Annotated in this window: 14 protein-coding genes, 2 tRNA genes, 3 rRNA genes and 3 pseudogenes; 14 read left to right on the top strand and 8 right to left on the bottom strand. The window is 58.0% G+C overall.

All coding sequences use genetic code 11. From position 1 onward, the window contains the following. Window positions 1-207 precede the first annotated feature (207 nt). From AC1Z32_RS08130 to AC1Z32_RS08160, 7 genes and pseudogenes are all read left to right on the top strand, one after another. A 16S ribosomal RNA gene (locus tag AC1Z32_RS08130) occupies window positions 208-1,739 on the top strand. Window positions 1,740-1,801: 62 nt separating this feature from the next. After that, window positions 1,802-1,878: transfer RNA gene (locus AC1Z32_RS08135), tRNA-Ile, on the top strand. Between the two features lie 45 nt (window positions 1,879-1,923). Beyond that, window positions 1,924-1,999 (top strand) — tRNA-Ala (locus AC1Z32_RS08140). Window positions 2,000-2,282: 283 nt separating this feature from the next. Further along, window positions 2,283-5,169 (top strand): 23S ribosomal RNA (locus AC1Z32_RS08145). A gap of 172 nt (window positions 5,170-5,341) precedes the next feature. Next, window positions 5,342-5,455 (top strand): 5S ribosomal RNA (gene rrf, locus AC1Z32_RS08150). Together the 16S, 23S and 5S rRNA genes with 2 tRNA genes alongside form the textbook arrangement of a ribosomal RNA operon. A 326-nt stretch (window positions 5,456-5,781) precedes the next feature. Beyond that, window positions 5,782-6,036: pseudogene (locus AC1Z32_RS08155) on the top strand (IS3 family transposase); the annotation flags it as partial. Window positions 6,037-6,293: 257 nt separating this feature from the next. After that, a pseudogene (locus AC1Z32_RS08160) lies at window positions 6,294-6,699 on the top strand (MFS transporter); the annotation flags it as partial. Window positions 6,700-6,873: 174 nt separating this feature from the next. Here AC1Z32_RS08160 and AC1Z32_RS08165 read toward each other — a convergent pair. From AC1Z32_RS08165 to AC1Z32_RS08185, 5 genes are all read right to left on the bottom strand, one after another. Further along, window positions 6,874-7,599 carry an MFS transporter gene (locus AC1Z32_RS08165; protein ID WP_483478240.1) on the bottom strand — a complete coding sequence of 242 codons (726 nt, stop codon included), beginning with the start codon at window positions 7,597-7,599 and terminating at the stop codon, window positions 6,874-6,876. Between the two features lie 115 nt (window positions 7,600-7,714). Beyond that, entirely contained in the window at window positions 7,715-8,260 is a 546-nt protein-coding gene (locus tag AC1Z32_RS08170; protein ID WP_483478241.1) for an enolase C-terminal domain-like protein, read from the bottom strand. Beyond that, on the bottom strand, window positions 8,163-8,375 hold the full coding sequence (locus AC1Z32_RS08175; protein ID WP_483478804.1) for a hypothetical protein: 213 nt from the start codon (window positions 8,373-8,375) through the stop codon (window positions 8,163-8,165). The genes AC1Z32_RS08170 and AC1Z32_RS08175 overlap by 98 nt, the downstream gene beginning before the upstream one ends. Window positions 8,376-8,406: 31 nt before the next feature. Continuing rightward, window positions 8,407-8,649, bottom strand: a complete 243-nt coding sequence (locus tag AC1Z32_RS08180; protein ID WP_483478242.1) for a hypothetical protein — start codon at window positions 8,647-8,649, stop codon at window positions 8,407-8,409. Between the two features lie 224 nt (window positions 8,650-8,873). Then, entirely contained in the window at window positions 8,874-9,539 is a 666-nt protein-coding gene (locus AC1Z32_RS08185; protein ID WP_483478243.1) for a hypothetical protein, read from the bottom strand. A gap of 248 nt (window positions 9,540-9,787) precedes the next feature. Here AC1Z32_RS08185 and AC1Z32_RS08190 point away from each other — a divergent pair, with 248 nt between their 5' ends. From AC1Z32_RS08190 to AC1Z32_RS08200, 3 genes and pseudogenes are all read left to right on the top strand, one after another. Next, the gene (locus AC1Z32_RS08190) at window positions 9,788-10,807 is read left to right on the top strand and encodes a sensor domain-containing diguanylate cyclase (RefSeq protein WP_483478244.1); all 1,020 of its coding nucleotides are present in this window, start codon (window positions 9,788-9,790) and stop codon (window positions 10,805-10,807) included. 53 nt (window positions 10,808-10,860) lie between these two features. Continuing rightward, window positions 10,861-11,067: pseudogene (locus AC1Z32_RS08195) on the top strand (IS110 family transposase); the annotation flags it as partial. A gap of 408 nt (window positions 11,068-11,475) precedes the next feature. After that, window positions 11,476-12,507 carry a methyl-accepting chemotaxis protein gene (locus AC1Z32_RS08200; RefSeq protein ID WP_483478245.1) on the top strand — a complete coding sequence of 344 codons (1,032 nt, stop codon included), beginning with the start codon at window positions 11,476-11,478 and terminating at the stop codon, window positions 12,505-12,507. Between the two features lie 38 nt (window positions 12,508-12,545). Here the strand turns inward: AC1Z32_RS08200 and AC1Z32_RS08205 are convergent, their stop codons facing one another. Then, window positions 12,546-12,809, bottom strand: a complete 264-nt coding sequence (locus AC1Z32_RS08205; RefSeq protein WP_483478805.1) for an RES domain-containing protein — start codon at window positions 12,807-12,809, stop codon at window positions 12,546-12,548. Window positions 12,810-12,848: 39 nt separating this feature from the next. Continuing rightward, on the bottom strand, window positions 12,849-13,196 hold the full coding sequence (locus AC1Z32_RS08210) for a 3-isopropylmalate dehydratase small subunit (RefSeq protein WP_483478246.1): 348 nt from the start codon (window positions 13,194-13,196) through the stop codon (window positions 12,849-12,851). Between the two features lie 49 nt (window positions 13,197-13,245). Between AC1Z32_RS08210 and AC1Z32_RS08215 the strand changes: the two genes are divergently transcribed. From AC1Z32_RS08215 to AC1Z32_RS08225, 3 genes are all read left to right on the top strand, one after another. After that, the gene (locus AC1Z32_RS08215) at window positions 13,246-13,743 is read left to right on the top strand and encodes an ABC transporter permease (protein WP_483478247.1); all 498 of its coding nucleotides are present in this window, start codon (window positions 13,246-13,248) and stop codon (window positions 13,741-13,743) included. Then, window positions 13,740-13,913, top strand: a complete 174-nt coding sequence (locus tag AC1Z32_RS08220; RefSeq protein WP_483478248.1) for a hypothetical protein — start codon at window positions 13,740-13,742, stop codon at window positions 13,911-13,913. The genes AC1Z32_RS08215 and AC1Z32_RS08220 overlap by 4 nt, the downstream gene beginning before the upstream one ends. 112 nt (window positions 13,914-14,025) lie before the next feature. Beyond that, entirely contained in the window at window positions 14,026-14,148 is a 123-nt protein-coding gene (locus AC1Z32_RS08225) for a hypothetical protein (protein WP_483478249.1), read from the top strand. A gap of 37 nt (window positions 14,149-14,185) precedes the next feature. Here AC1Z32_RS08225 and AC1Z32_RS08230 read toward each other — a convergent pair whose 3' ends face one another. Continuing rightward, window positions 14,186-14,590 carry a hypothetical protein gene (locus tag AC1Z32_RS08230; RefSeq protein WP_483478250.1) on the bottom strand — a complete coding sequence of 135 codons (405 nt, stop codon included), beginning with the start codon at window positions 14,588-14,590 and terminating at the stop codon, window positions 14,186-14,188. Between AC1Z32_RS08230 and AC1Z32_RS08235 the strand changes: the two genes are divergently transcribed. Continuing rightward, window positions 14,589-14,858, top strand: a complete 270-nt coding sequence (locus tag AC1Z32_RS08235; RefSeq protein WP_483478251.1) for a hypothetical protein — start codon at window positions 14,589-14,591, stop codon at window positions 14,856-14,858. The genes AC1Z32_RS08230 and AC1Z32_RS08235 overlap by 2 nt on opposite strands. Window positions 14,859-14,883 lie beyond the last annotated feature (25 nt).

Raw genomic sequence — 14,883 nt, forward strand, 5'->3', positions numbered from 1 at the left:
TGCTCTTTAAAAACTAACAGCCGATAAGTGTGGGCGCTTGATGGCGAGTGCGGCTGAGGTTCTTCGGAATCTCGGCAATAGCAAAAGTAATCAAGAGTCTCACACGAAGTATCAGAGGAAGGTTTTTCTGTCTTTTGACAGATTAATCATCGTCAGTACGTTGAGTGAGCGACCGGGTTCATGGAACCCGAAAACAGTAACAGGTTTGAACTGAAGAGTTTGATCCTGGCTCAGATTGAACGCTGGCGGCATGCCTTACACATGCAAGTCGAACGGCAGCACGGGGGCAACCCTGGTGGCGAGTGGCGAACGGGTGAGTAATACATCGGAACGTGTCCTGTAGTGGGGGATAGCCCGGCGAAAGCCGGATTAATACCGCATACGACCTAAGGGAGAAAGCGGGGGATCTTCGGACCTCGCGCTATAGGGGCGGCCGATGGCAGATTAGCTAGTTGGTGGGGTAAAGGCCTACCAAGGCGACGATCTGTAGCTGGTCTGAGAGGACGACCAGCCACACTGGGACTGAGACACGGCCCAGACTCCTACGGGAGGCAGCAGTGGGGAATTTTGGACAATGGGGGCAACCCTGATCCAGCAATGCCGCGTGTGTGAAGAAGGCCTTCGGGTTGTAAAGCACTTTTGTCCGGAAAGAAAACTTCGCCGCTAATATCGGTGGAGGATGACGGTACCGGAAGAATAAGCACCGGCTAACTACGTGCCAGCAGCCGCGGTAATACGTAGGGTGCGAGCGTTAATCGGAATTACTGGGCGTAAAGCGTGCGCAGGCGGTCTGTTAAGACCGATGTGAAATCCCCGGGCTTAACCTGGGAACTGCATTGGTGACTGGCAGGCTTTGAGTATGGCAGAGGGGGGTAGAATTCCACGTGTAGCAGTGAAATGCGTAGAGATGTGGAGGAATACCGATGGCGAAGGCAGCCCCCTGGGCCAATACTGACGCTCATGCACGAAAGCGTGGGGAGCAAACAGGATTAGATACCCTGGTAGTCCACGCCCTAAACGATGTCAACTAGTTGTTGGGGATTCATTTCCTTAGTAACGTAGCTAACGCGTGAAGTTGACCGCCTGGGGAGTACGGTCGCAAGATTAAAACTCAAAGGAATTGACGGGGACCCGCACAAGCGGTGGATGATGTGGATTAATTCGATGCAACGCGAAAAACCTTACCTACCCTTGACATGGTCGGAAGTCTGCTGAGAGGTGGACGTGCTCGAAAGAGAACCGGCGCACAGGTGCTGCATGGCTGTCGTCAGCTCGTGTCGTGAGATGTTGGGTTAAGTCCCGCAACGAGCGCAACCCTTGTCCTTAGTTGCTACGCAAGAGCACTCTAAGGAGACTGCCGGTGACAAACCGGAGGAAGGTGGGGATGACGTCAAGTCCTCATGGCCCTTATGGGTAGGGCTTCACACGTCATACAATGGTCGGAACAGAGGGTTGCCAAGCCGCGAGGTGGAGCCAATCCCAGAAAACCGATCGTAGTCCGGATCGCAGTCTGCAACTCGACTGCGTGAAGCTGGAATCGCTAGTAATCGCGGATCAGCATGCCGCGGTGAATACGTTCCCGGGTCTTGTACACACCGCCCGTCACACCATGGGAGTGGGTTTCACCAGAAGTAGGTAGCCTAACCGCAAGGAGGGCGCTTACCACGGTGGGATTCATGACTGGGGTGAAGTCGTAACAAGGTAGCCGTATCGGAAGGTGCGGCTGGATCACCTCCTTTCTCGAGCTTCGCACGACACTATCAAGTGCTCACGCTTATCGGCTGTGGTTAAGACAGGCTAAGGGTCTGTAGCTCAGTCGGTTAGAGCACCGTCTTGATAAGGCGGGGGTCGTTGGTTCGAATCCAACCAGACCCACCACCCGGGGCGTGCTGATGAGAGACGGAGTCGAAGTCAGGCATACACGGGGGATTAGCTCAGCTGGGAGAGCACCTGCTTTGCAAGCAGGGGGTCGTCGGTTCGATCCCGTCATCCTCCACCAATCCTCAATGCACAGTGTTTCGTGAAGCACTTTGCATTGGCGATTGAAGCCAGTTGATGCTGTAGGTATAGAAGTGCACCTATCGGCTAAACGTTCTTTAACAATCTGGAAGAAGTAGTAAAGAGAATCGCGAAAGCGCTTAGAGATGGGCGTGATTAACGATTCAGGGTAGTGATTGTATCAAGTATGAAAAGTGATCTTAACGATGACTTGGAATACGGCACAACGCGAATACTCAGCCTATGACGTGGTGAAGACGCGCAAGCAGACACACTCGTTATAGGGTCAAGCGAACAAGTGCATGTGGTGGATGCCTTGGCGATCACAGGCGATGAAGGACGCGGTAGCCTGCGAAAAGTTGTGGGGAGCTGGCAAACGAGCTTTGATCCACAAATGTCCGAATGGGGAAACCCACTCCTAATGGAGTACCCATGACTGAATACATAGGTCATGTGGAGCGAACGCGGTGAACTGAAACATCTAAGTAACCGCAGGAACAGAAATCAACCGAGATTCCCAAAGTAGTGGCGAGCGAAATGGGAGCAGCCTGTACTCTTTATTTGTATTGTTAGCTGAACGCTCTGGAAAGTGCGGCCATAGCAGGTGATAGCCCTGTAAGCGAAAACAGTATGAAAGAACTAGGGGTACGACAAGTAGGGCGGGACACGTGAAATCCTGTCTGAAGATGGGGGGACCATCCTCCAAGGCTAAATACTCGTGATCGACCGATAGTGAACCAGTACCGTGAGGGAAAGGCGAAAAGAACCCCGGGAGGGGAGTGAAATAGATCCTGAAACCGCATGCATACAAACAGTCGGAGCCTCGTAAGGGGTGACGGCGTACCTTTTGTATAATGGGTCAGCGACTTACGTTCAGTAGCGAGCTTAACTGATTAAGGCAGGCGTAGCGAAAGCGAGTCCGAATAGGGCGATCAGTTGCTGGGCGTAGACCCGAAACCAAGTGATCTATCCATGGCCAGGTTGAAGGTGCGGTAACACGTACTGGAGGACCGAACCCACTAACGTTGAAAAGTTAGGGGATGAGCTGTGGATAGGGGTGAAAGGCTAAACAAACTTGGAAATAGCTGGTTCTCTCCGAAAACTATTTAGGTAGTGCCTCGTGTATCACCTTCGGGGGTAGAGCACTGTCATGGTTGTGGGGTCCATTGCGGATTACTACGCCATAGCAAACTCCGAATACCGAAGAGTGCAATCACGGGAGACAGACATCGGGTGCTAACGTCCGGTGTCAAGAGGGAAACAACCCAGACCGCCAGCTAAGGTCCCAAAGATTGGCTAAGTGGGAAACGAAGTGGGAAGGCTAAAACAGTCAGGAGGTTGGCTTAGAAGCAGCCACCCTTTAAAGAAAGCGTAATAGCTCACTGATCGAGTCGTCCTGCGCGGAAGATGTAACGGGGCTCAAGCCAGTCACCGAAGCTGCGGATGCACGTTGAAAGATACGTGTGTGGTAGGAGAGCGTTCCGTAAGCCTGCGAAGGTGTGTCGAAAGGCATGCTGGAGGTATCGGAAGTGCGAATGCTGACATGAGTAGCGATAAAGGGGGTGAAAAGCCCCCTCGCCGTAAGCCCAAGGTTTCCTACGCAACGTTCATCGGCGTAGGGTGAGTCGGCCCCTAAGGCGAGGCAGAAATGCGTAGCTGATGGGAAGCAGGTCAATATTCCTGCACCATTGTTAGATGCGATGGGGGGACGGATCGCGGAAGGTTGTCCGGGTGTTGGAAGTCCCGGTCGCTGCATTGGAGAAGGTGCTTAGGCAAATCCGGGCACGTAATTCAAGGGTGTGGCGCGAGCTTCTTCGGAAGCGAAGCAATTGGAAGTGGTTCCAAGAAAAGCCTCTAAGCTTCAGTCTAATGATGACCGTACCGCAAACCGACACAGGTGGGCGAGATGAGTATTCTAAGGCGCTTGAGAGAACTCGGGAGAAGGAACTCGGCAAATTGGTACCGTAACTTCGGGATAAGGTACGCCCTTGTAGCTTGACTGGCCTGCGCCAGGAGGGTGAAAGGGTTGCAATAAACTGGTGGCTGCGACTGTTTAATAAAAACACAGCACTCTGCAAACACGAAAGTGGACGTATAGGGTGTGACGCCTGCCCGGTGCCGGAAGATTAAATGATGGGGTGCAAGCTCTTGATTGAAGTCCCGGTAAACGGCGGCCGTAACTATAACGGTCCTAAGGTAGCGAAATTCCTTGTCGGGTAAGTTCCGACCTGCACGAATGGCGTAACGATGGCCACACTGTCTCCTCCCGAGACTCAGCGAAGTTGAAGTGTTTGTGATGATGCAATCTCCCCGCGGCTAGACGGAAAGACCCCATGAACCTTTACTGTAGCTTTGCATTGGACTTTGAACCGATCTGTGTAGGATAGGTGGGAGGCTATGAAGCCAGGACGCTAGTCTTGGTGGAGCCGTCCTTGAAATACCACCCTGGTTTGTTTGAGGTTCTAACCTTGGCCCGTGATCCGGGTCGGGGACAGTGCATGGTAGGCAGTTTGACTGGGGCGGTCTCCTCCCAAAGTGTAACGGAGGAGTACGAAGGTACGCTAGGTACGGTCGGAAATCGTGCTGATAGTGCAATGGCATAAGCGTGCTTAACTGCGAGACCGACAAGTCGAGCAGGTGCGAAAGCAGGTCATAGTGATCCGGTGGTTCTGTATGGAAGGGCCATCGCTCAACGGATAAAAGGTACTCTGGGGATAACAGGCTGATACCGCCCAAGAGTTCATATCGACGGCGGTGTTTGGCACCTCGATGTCGGCTCATCTCATCCTGGGGCTGTAGCCGGTCCCAAGGGTATGGCTGTTCGCCATTTAAAGAGGTACGTGAGCTGGGTTTAAAACGTCGTGAGACAGTTTGGTCCCTATCTGCCGTGGGCGTTGGATATTTGAAGGGGGCTGCTCCTAGTACGAGAGGACCGGAGTGGACGAACCTCTGGTGTACCGGTTGTGACGCCAGTCGCATCGCCGGGTAGCTATGTTCGGAAGAGATAACCGCTGAAAGCATCTAAGCGGGAAACTCGCCTTAAGATGAGATATCCCCGGGGCTTCGAGCCCCTTGAAGGGTCGTTCCAGACCAGGACGTTGATAGGTCAGGTGTGTAAGTGCAGTAATGCATTGAGCTAACTGATACTAATTGCCCGTAAGGCTTGATCCTATAACCAGTGTGTTTGCGTCAGTCTCAAGTTAGCGCTTCAGCGTTGACTGGGACAAGTCCCCGTAGGGGAACGCTGGTTGAGTGACGCCTGTGCCCGCAGTCACTGCCCAAACACTTCTACTTCTTCCCAGATTGGCTGTAGCGCGAACCCGCGATACAGCAACAAGTCATGCCTGATGACCATAGCGAGTCGGTACCACCCCTTCCCATCCCGAACAGGACCGTGAAACGACTCCACGCCGATGATAGTGCGGATCACCCGTGTGAAAGTAGGTAATCGTCAGGCTCCTCATGCTGAAACAAAAACCCCACCCCATAAAGGTGGGGTTTTTGCGTTTGGGGGCGCGCCATCGCAACGCGAGAGTCCGTTCTGACACCGCCCCTTCTCCGACTGTGCGGTTTCTGTCGACCATTGAACCCGGCATCGGCGCGCGATCAAGGAGTTGCTGGAGCGTGAGACGGCTCTTCATGCACCTGATCGCCAAGACGCGAATGAAGATCGTGGCTTCGGATATCCGCATGCGCAATCTGCTCTTTCCGACGCGTAGTGTCGACTTGGAGCGGCCCCCTGAATCGCTGGACACAGTCTCCCACTTGAAATAACCGGTAGGCAGCTATGGCTACCGTCGTGTGTGGGGCCTCTTGCGTCGGCAGCGAGAGAATCATGGCGCGGCGCCCGTCATTGCCAAACGGGTGTACCGGGTAATGCGCGTCCACGGTCTGCTGATGGAACGCCGCACGGCACCGCCGCGCCCGCCGCGCCGACACGATGGCAAGGTCGCGGTGGCGAAAAGCAATCAGCGTTGGTGTTCTGATGGCTTCGAGTTTCGTTGCGACAACGGCGAACCGCTGCGTGTCACGTTCGCTCACCGTCCCGAGAGCGTCCTTACCACCGCAGCGGGTGAAATTTTTTGCTCCGACCACGCAACGGGCGTCATGCAACTGGGAAAACCGAAACGCGCGCTGAAAGGTGTTCCCGAGGGCTTTCTTCCCAACGGAATTGCGCTGCTGAAGAATCGCGAGTTCCTGGTCGCCAATCTTGGAGCCGGAGGCGGCGTATGCCGTGTGGACCCCTCTGGGAAATGGGTCTACGTCAATGAAACATTTGACCGGAAGCTGTCGCGATTCCCCTTAGAGGGAAACAGGCTTGGCGGCTCTTGCCAATCCTGATGCTCGGCTTTGTCGCAGCTCAGCTCGACCGGGTCAACGTAGGATTCGCGAAACTGCAGATGCTTTCGGACCTCGGTTTCAGCGATGCAGTGTATGGATTGGGAGCGGGCATCTTCTTCATCGGCTACTTTATTTTTGAAGTGCCCAGCAATATGGTCATGCCCAAGGTCGGCGCCCGCCGATGGATTGCACGCATCATGATTTCGTGGGGCGTGATTTCCGCCTGCACTCTCCTGGTCCAGACGCCGTGGCAGTTCTACCTGGTTCGCTTCCTGCTCGGCGCGGCGGAAGCCGGCTTCGCGCCGGGCATTATCTGGTATCTGGCCAACTGGTTTCCGGCGAAGCAACGCGGTCGTGCAATACCGCTCGCGCAGGACATGGAGCGAGTGGCTGCAGTTCGGCGAGCCATCGGCGACGCACATCGGCTTTGGGTGGATGCTGTGAGTCAGCTGTTGACGTTTGTCTGGCGTTTCTTAGTGACGGGGTCAAAAACCGCGACGCCTCCAAGGACAAGCTTGCTCATGTGTGTTTTCCTCACTTCTGGAAGGGCTTCATCAATCGCGTGCCGAGCAGACTCACGATTGCGGCGAAAATGATGTAGTAGGACGCAGACTCAGCATCCCCGGTGACCTGAGCAAGCCAGGTGATGATGAAAGAGGCGAAGCCGCCGAAAATGGTGACTGCACCGTTGTAGGCCAACGAGAGTCCGGTTGTTCGCACGCGGCTCGGAAACAGCTCGGTGAAAAGCGCCAGAATCGGACCCGTGTAGGCTGCAATCAGAACGCCGAAGGTGACTTGGAACGCCAGCAACGTACCGAGGGTCGGCGACTTGATGAGGTGTGAAAACAGCGGATAACTGGCCACCAGGATGACAAGGGCTGCGACCGTGATGACTCGCCGTTTGCCTACGCGGTCCGAGATGGCGCCAAACACGGGTGCAATCGCCATCAGAACCGCGCCGCTGACAATGCCCGAGATGAAGCCGTCCCGTTGCGCCATGTGCAGGTACTTCACGACGTAGGTCGGGATATAAAACAAAATGACATATGTGCAGACCGTCCAGAGCACGACCATCAGGAGGCTCGCAATAACCCCTCGCGGGTAATCTCGAATGACGTCACGCAACGGGGTGTTCGTGTGTCGCTTCTCCGACGTAAATTCCGGCGTCTCTTCGATTTTCAGGCGGATGTAGTAGCCGACTGGAGCGACGAGCCATAGTGTCCGACAAGAGCTTTGGGGCGACGTCGCAGGATAACGCAACTTAATGCGCTGCCGTTTTCATGGCGGCGACCTTCGGGACCATCGTCTGACAGAGTTCAGTTGAGAGCGTGCCGGCGCCTTCGGCGGCAACCCCGCTGGGCCGGAGAAGCTGCACTTACCGCAACTCGCGCACCGCAACGATTTTGCTGCCGTCTGGCTGAACACCGGGCAATGGGAGCGATACGCCCAGACCCGCCCCATCGCCCGCGCGCCCAGCACCGTCCCGCACATCGCCAGTGCCATCTCGGTAAAGGAACGCGAGGTGGTCATGGAAGCAGTGATATTCGGCCGCCACGACATTCTTTCGCGCCGCGGCGAAGTGCAGCGTTGCGGCTTGCGCAATCGCCGTCGAGAAACACTGGGGCGTCGTAGACACGTCTACGCCGCATGCTAGCTCATCGAGCTCGAGAGCGCCTGTAACACCACCACACAGGGTAAGACAGAACTGCAGATGGGAAACCGCCCTGGCATCCAATAGGCGCCGCAACGCCTCATGACGATGTTCCGCTTCTGCTGCCACGACCGGCAGAAACGTCTGATTGATACGGCGCATCAGCGCCACGTCATCGGATGCGACGGGAGCCTGTATGGCCGCAGGTGCAAACCGCGTCAAAGCGCTGAGCCATAACGGAAAGGAGTCGGATGTCAACGACCCAGGCATAGACCTTTACGTCCCCTGTCAGGCTTGCAGGTCCGTCGACTCGCTGTATGTCCAGCGGGTCAACACGATCACCGAAAAGCAAGACGGCCATTTCCCGGTCGTGTTGGCGCGACACCCAGCACAAACCGTCGAGATCCTGGCACTGTTCATGGATGGCGGTTGCCCAGGTGCGGGTGTACGGATAATGATCTGCTTCCGTGTCGATCAGTTGCGTGCGCTCGACACCCAAGCTTTCGCAGGGGCACGTTGCTAGGATCCGCAAGGATCAAGTCCCGCCATGGCTCAATCACGGAATAGCGCTGCGACTCGAGCTTGCTCCTGTCGTAAGTCTTGAGCCCGGGAGCGCACGGCGCGTCATGGAAGACTGTTTCCAGTGCGGCGCATGCCATGCTGCTCCCACCGTAGAGTGTGGGAATCGACCGGTTGAATCCGCAGACTGAAGGGGGCGTTGCCTTTCACACCAGGATTAAATGCGTCTCCTGCGAACTGCTCGTGATGCATACGATGGATCGGGCGTGAACTGATCCACGGCGCGCGTTTGACAAGAACATTCAATCTATCAGGCGGCGATGGCAGACCTCGCAGTGCCGATGCAACTACAGGGTCAACCGGTTCAGCCATGCATGACGCCCTCGACCTCAGCCTCCGCCGCGTCAATGACCCGCTCTGGCGCTGTACCCAGAAGATCGAGCGGTCGTTTGCCGCCCAAGTAGCTGTTGACGGATGCAAACCAGAACGCCAGCGCCCAACCGTCCTTTGATTTGGCGAAAACCCGGAGGACATCGGCAAGCGCGCGACGTGGCCGGTACTTCCTGTCCGGGTCGAGGCTGTAGGCGGGGAAGTGATCCTTCCCGTTGATATCAATGGCGAAAATCAATCCGTCGTGCTTCCAGCGATTCGGCTGCTGGCTCGGATGGCTGCCGCTCAGTTCCGCCAGTTGAGCGATCTGTGCGGCCGTCAACCAGTCGCTTGCCTCCATCACACCCTTCATCGCGGCTTTGCGCATCGCCGCTTCCTTCAGGGTATGTTCGGGCACAGGTACGATGGGCGTGACGGCCCTCAGCAACAGCCGTCGCTGCTCTTCGTTTTGCTCGTTGAAAAGCGCGTCCGCCAGAGGCCCAAGTCGTTGGATTGCCTCGGCGAGCGGGGCGGCGCGATCGACGGGATCCCGGATGGCCACCGTGACGATCGTCTCGTCATTCATCTTTTTGAGTTCTTTACCAACAGCTGCTGCGGTCCCGGTCAGCGCGAAAAAAACGCATGTTGTTGCCGGCATCATCGAGTCTCATGGCGAACCTTCCGGTCGCTATTCATGATTTGCACTATGTCACAATGCGGATAACTATGATCATGTCAATGCGATCATGAAGGATATCTGGTGTCCAAGGATGTCCAGCCGGTCCGGACGGGGCTGTCGTCTCCGAAGTGGAGACTCCTGAATACGCGTCCTCCGGGCTGGCCGGCGTTTCAGGCATGAACGACTTCCGCGCCGTTACAATCCAGCATCTCAGGTTACGCGAGGTGTCTATGGAATTGATGCTTGAGCGGCTTTCGGAGTCGGTGGCTTCAGCGGAAAGTCTGGAGCAGCTCACGAGACCGCTGCTTGAAATGCTTGAAATCGTCACGGGTCTGGAGTCCGTGTACCTGACGTCCATCGATGAAGCCGCCGGAATCCAGTTCGTTGATTTCGCGCGCAACTCGGGCGAACTCCGCATCGACGAAGGGCTGGAGGTGCCGTGGTCCGACACGCTTTGCAAGCGGTGCATCGAGGAAGGGCGCCGCTTCACCTCAAGCGTCAGCGAAGTGTGGGGCGACTCGCAGGCGGCAAGGGCGCTCGGCATCGAAACCTATGCGAGCGCGCCGATTTGCGCGAGCAACGGCCTGATCATCGGCACGCTCTGCGGCGCGAGCAGAAAAAGCCAGTCGATCGGGCCGCGCGCCCGCAGCGCGCTCAATCTTTTCTCGAAGATCATCGCCCAGCATATCGAGCGGGAACGCTTGCTGGAGGAAGTGCGCCGCTCGAACGAATATCTGACGAAGTTCGCTCTCACGGACACGCTCACCGGGCTGCCCAATCGGCGCGCCTTGCAGGACGAACTGGGCCGGCTGCTGGCGAGGGCTGCGCGAGATGGCTCTTACGTGATCGTCGGCATGATCGATCTCGACGATTTCAAGAAGATCAACGATGAATTCGGACATGCTGCCGGTGACATGCACCTGAAAAACTGCGCGGAACGCATCGCCGGCGTCACGCGGGACACGGATATGCTCGCGCGCATCGGCGGCGACGAATTCGCCTTCGTCGGTCCGGGTTCCGCCGATGCCGCCGAAGCGAACCGGATCGCGGCCGAAATCCGTGCGCGCATGGCGCGAGCGGGAAACGGAATGGTCTTGCCGGGTCATGACCCGGTCCGCGCTTTCGGCTTGAGCATCGGCGCCGTTGCGGTGCGGTTCGTGAGCGCCGATCAGGCGATCGCGCTCGCCGATAACGCGATGTACGAGGACAAGCGCGAAAGAAAGCGCGAGGCTGCGTCGGCGCAAAGGTGATGCTGATTCGCCCGCTGCCTGCGCCTTGTTAATGTCGCGCGTCGGCCTGCTGTGTGGCGGTGAAGACCGAGATGCAGCAGGCAATGCTTGCGCTGCGCCGGATGCGGCAGCAACTGATCAAGTCCCGCACGATGCAGATCAATAACCTGAGCGGGCTGCTCACGGAATACGGCGAAGTGATGAGCAAGAGGCGGAGCAACCGGGACAAGGAAATACCGGCTGTGCTCGAACGGTTCGCTGAGCGTCTGAACGCTTGGCTGGCCACGTATAGGCGTGGGCTCATCGAGTAACGCGCACACGTGACTCGCGAGCGCGGCAAACGTCTGTCCAAAGCGGAAGGATTCAGTGAGTGGTCGCTCCGGCGCGCCGATTCCATAACGTGCGGACAACTCGTGCATTGGCTCTGCGGGAAGGTTCACACGAGAGGTCAGCGACGAGGGCACGCCCGCGTACGCGAGCGGAAGCACGGTGCGCGAACTGACGAGTTGCGCTTCCCAAATGCGTGCGCCTTCGCCCCTCATTGGTGCTTTTCCGACTTTGCTTGCTACCGAACACTGCACAGTCGGCAACTATCAAACGTTTGCGCCGTCCAGTGTTGTAGTTAAGGAATAGGCGCGAAGCTTGCGTTAGATGCCCGCTGAACATTGTCCATCCTACGAGCAAGCCGTATGTCCAATCCGCAAGCCATCGTCGATCTAACGCATGAGGTCAAACGTCTCGCGTCCGGCAAGATCGCCGACATCAACGATATCAACCGCGAGACCACCTTCCTCGCATTAAACGCCTTGATCGAAGCTGCCCGTGCTGGCGACGCAGGCAAGGGCTTCGCAGTCGTGGCCAAACAGGTGAAGCATGTATCGACGCGCATCTCCGATATCACTACCGGGCTAAATAAAGAACTAGCCGTCTCGTTGTCAAAACTTACGGAACTCGGCGACAGCATGATCGAGAGACTGCGTTCGCTGGATGGCCAGCGCTACACAGACCTCGCCTTGAATATGATCGATATCATCGACCGTAACCTGTACGAGCGCTCGTGCGACGTGCGTTGGTGGGCAACGGATTCGGCAGTGGTCGAATGTCTCGTCGCTGGGAGCACAATGGCGCGTGACCATGCGTGCCGTCGCCTTGAAGTCATACTGGGTAGCTATACGGTTTATCGCGACCTCTGGGTCGTTGACGCGGACGGCGTGGTTGTTGCGAACGGCCGTCACTCAACCTACGCGGTACGGGGGCAAAACGTTGCGGGCGCTGAGTGGTACAAGGCGGCAATGAAGACCACCTCAGGCTCGCAGTACGTTGCCTCCGACATCGAGACACTCGCGCCGCTAGGCAACGCACAGGTCGCGACCTATTCGACGGCAATCCGTGAGGGCGGTACGCTTGACGGTCGCATACTCGGCGCACTCGTGATTTTCTTCGACTGGGCGCCGCAAGCCGAGACCGTGGTCAAAAGCGTTCGCCTAACAGAGGAAGAACGGCGACGCTCGCGTTGCATGATCGTAGATTCGTCATTTCGGGTTATTGCTTCTTCGGACGGTAAGGGCATTCTGGACGAGCGCTTTCGCTTGCAGACCGGCGGAAAATCCTCGGGGTTCTACCGGAGCACCCAAGGTGCGATCGTGTCGTTCGCTGCGACGCCAGGATACGAAACCTACCGGGGTCTGGGTTGGTACGGCGTCATCTGTCAGGAGCCCTAGACCCTCAACCCGTTGTCTCGCTTAGGCCTTTAACGACCTCAAACTTTGACCACTCCGATGCGGTACCGAGTTTCGAAGGCGGGCCAGTCGACATCTTGCGCGAGCGGCAAATCGTCGACGACTACGACGTTCGCTCGCGCCCGGTGGAAGAGAGCGATGCATGGCGCCAGGTAATTGTTTCTAGAGGGATAGAGCAGACCGTCGAAAACTGACAAGCCCTTGTTGTCAGTCAATTCGTGGATCTGTTGCGAGATGCGCCGCGTGTGAATGTAACGGCGGCCCGATAGTTGGCGGCCTGTCAGACAAAGCGTGGAAGCCGGGTCCCGGGTTTACACTGTCGCTCAAACGTAGACCCACGGACGTGCCGCGCGATCGGCGCGCCGATAGTCGACGATGCGCATCTCGCGCGCCACGGCCTGATCGACATCATCCTGTCCCTTGAGGAGCGCGATGCGCTGCGACTCCGCCAGACCAAAGCCGATCGCATCGAGACCAGGCACATGCACCGTGCATGTGCGCAGATTGACCATCAATTGCGCACCGCTGGCCGCCACCGGCATGATCGCGGCGATCCGTTCAGTGGCGAGCCGGATCGGCAACACGCCGTTCTGGAAGCAGTTGTTGTAGAAGATGTCCCCGTAGCTTGACGCGATGATGCAGCGAATGCCAAACTCGTCGAGCGCCCACACAGCCGATTCCCGCAACGACGCGCTTCGTGCCCGTCAAGGCAGTGACGCCATGAGGCCCTGGGCGCGACGCCTCACGCAGGCGGCGATCGTCGCGGGCTTCGTGCTCGCGTGGCATGTCGTGGTCGCGAGTCGAATCGTCGATCCGATGCTGCTGCCATCGCCCGGGGATGTTTTCGCTCGCATGATCCATCTGCTCGGTGACGCGCAGTCGCTGCGTCACCTCGGCGTGACGCTCGGCGAAGTGATGCTCGCGGTCGTGCTGATGACGCCGGTGGGCATCGCGCTCGGGCTGTTCCTCGGAGAGAACGCATACTGGGGCGCGGCCTTCCGGCCGATGTTCTATCTCATGTCGAGCGTACCGAAGTCGGTGTTCCTGCCGGACTTCATTCTCGCGCTCGGCATGGGCTTCTCGCAGAAGGTCGTCTTCGGGATGTTCCAGGCGATCTTCGTGCTGGTGGTTGCGGCGATCGCGGCTGCGCAGAGCGTGCCGGTGGACTACGTGCGCACCGCGCGCTCGAAGCCAAGGACTACGGCATCAACGAAGTGATCTTCTCGCATCCGGACAGTAATTCGGTCGGCGCGAATCGTGAGGAAATCCGCGACATTTGCGAGCTCGGCGCGGTGTGCGAGTTCTGCGCGCTGGGTTGCCTGCCGCCGCTCATGCGCATGCGCATGCGGCCCAAGGATTTCGCGGACATCGTCGGCGAGATCGGTTAAGACAAGGTGATCCTCACGACCGACTACTTCTTCAAATGGTCACCGCCCGGCCCGGAGACCATGCGCATGCTGATCGGCACGTTCCTCGCGCTCGGCATGTCGGAGGCGGCGGGTGCGCAAGATGGTGCGCGACAACCCTGCGCGCATGCTCGGCATGGACGCCGATCGCCTCACGAAACTCGACGCGGAACAGGATGCGCAGCGCGCCGCGCAGGCTTCGCGAACCGCCCATTGATCGTTCGGGCGCACGCAGAACCACAACGGAGACGAGCTCAATGATTCAGCAAGTTGCAAGCCGCGACTGCTGGCAAGGCGCGGACCTCGCGCGGACGGGCACCAGGCTCCATCGCCTGTCGGATGAGGCCATCGCCGATTTCGAAACGGCGATGCGCGCGGCGGTCGCATCGGGAAAAGCGATGTTCGACCCGGATGCCTGCGACTTTCCGCTCGGCGAGGCGGGCAGGGCGGCGCTTGCGCGCGTGCACGACGCCACGCAAAGCGGTCCGGGCGTGATGGTGCTGCGCGGCTTCCCCGTGTCCCGTCATGCGGCCGCGCATCTGCGCATCCTGTTCTGGGGGCTCGGCCTGCACATGGGTGTGCCGCGTCCGCAAGGCAAGCAGAGCCAGTTCATGTCGGATGTGATCGATGCGGGCGGCGTTTATCGCAGCACGAGACATGCAGTTCCTCAACAACCACACGCAGTTGCATTCGCGCACGAGCTACGAGGTCTGGCCCGAGCCGGAGCGGCGGCGCCTGCTGTTTCGCATCTGGCTGGCGATTGCCGATGCGCAGCCGCTCGCGCCGGGTCTTTTGCCGACCTATAAGGACGTAGCGAGCCGCGCGGTGCGCGGCGGCTTTCGCGGCGTGAACATCACCGAGGCGGCACGCGCATTCGAAGCGCGCATCGCCGCGCATCACGGCATGGCCGTGCGCATCTACGACTAGGCGTACGGCGGCCGGAGCGCGCCGT

This window comes from Caballeronia sp. 11_S32, from assembly GCF_056930355.1.

Coding starts and splice junctions, on each gene's coding strand:
- AC1Z32_RS08170 (WP_483478241.1), bottom strand. CDS start 8,260: ATGCCTGGGTCGTTGACATCCGACTCCTTTCCGTTATGGCTCAGCGCT.
- AC1Z32_RS08180 (WP_483478242.1), bottom strand. CDS start 8,649: ATGGCATGCGCCGCACTGGAAACAGTCTTCCATGACGCGCCGTGCGCT.
- AC1Z32_RS08185 (WP_483478243.1), bottom strand. CDS start 9,539: ATGATGCCGGCAACAACATGCGTTTTTTTCGCGCTGACCGGGACCGCA.
- AC1Z32_RS08190 (WP_483478244.1), top strand. CDS start 9,788: ATGGAATTGATGCTTGAGCGGCTTTCGGAGTCGGTGGCTTCAGCGGAA.
- AC1Z32_RS08200 (WP_483478245.1), top strand. CDS start 11,476: ATGTCCAATCCGCAAGCCATCGTCGATCTAACGCATGAGGTCAAACGT.
- AC1Z32_RS08215 (WP_483478247.1), top strand. CDS start 13,246: ATGAGGCCCTGGGCGCGACGCCTCACGCAGGCGGCGATCGTCGCGGGC.
- AC1Z32_RS08235 (WP_483478251.1), top strand. CDS start 14,589: ATGCAGTTCCTCAACAACCACACGCAGTTGCATTCGCGCACGAGCTAC.
- AC1Z32_RS08230 (WP_483478250.1), bottom strand. CDS start 14,590: ATGTCTCGTGCTGCGATAAACGCCGCCCGCATCGATCACATCCGACAT.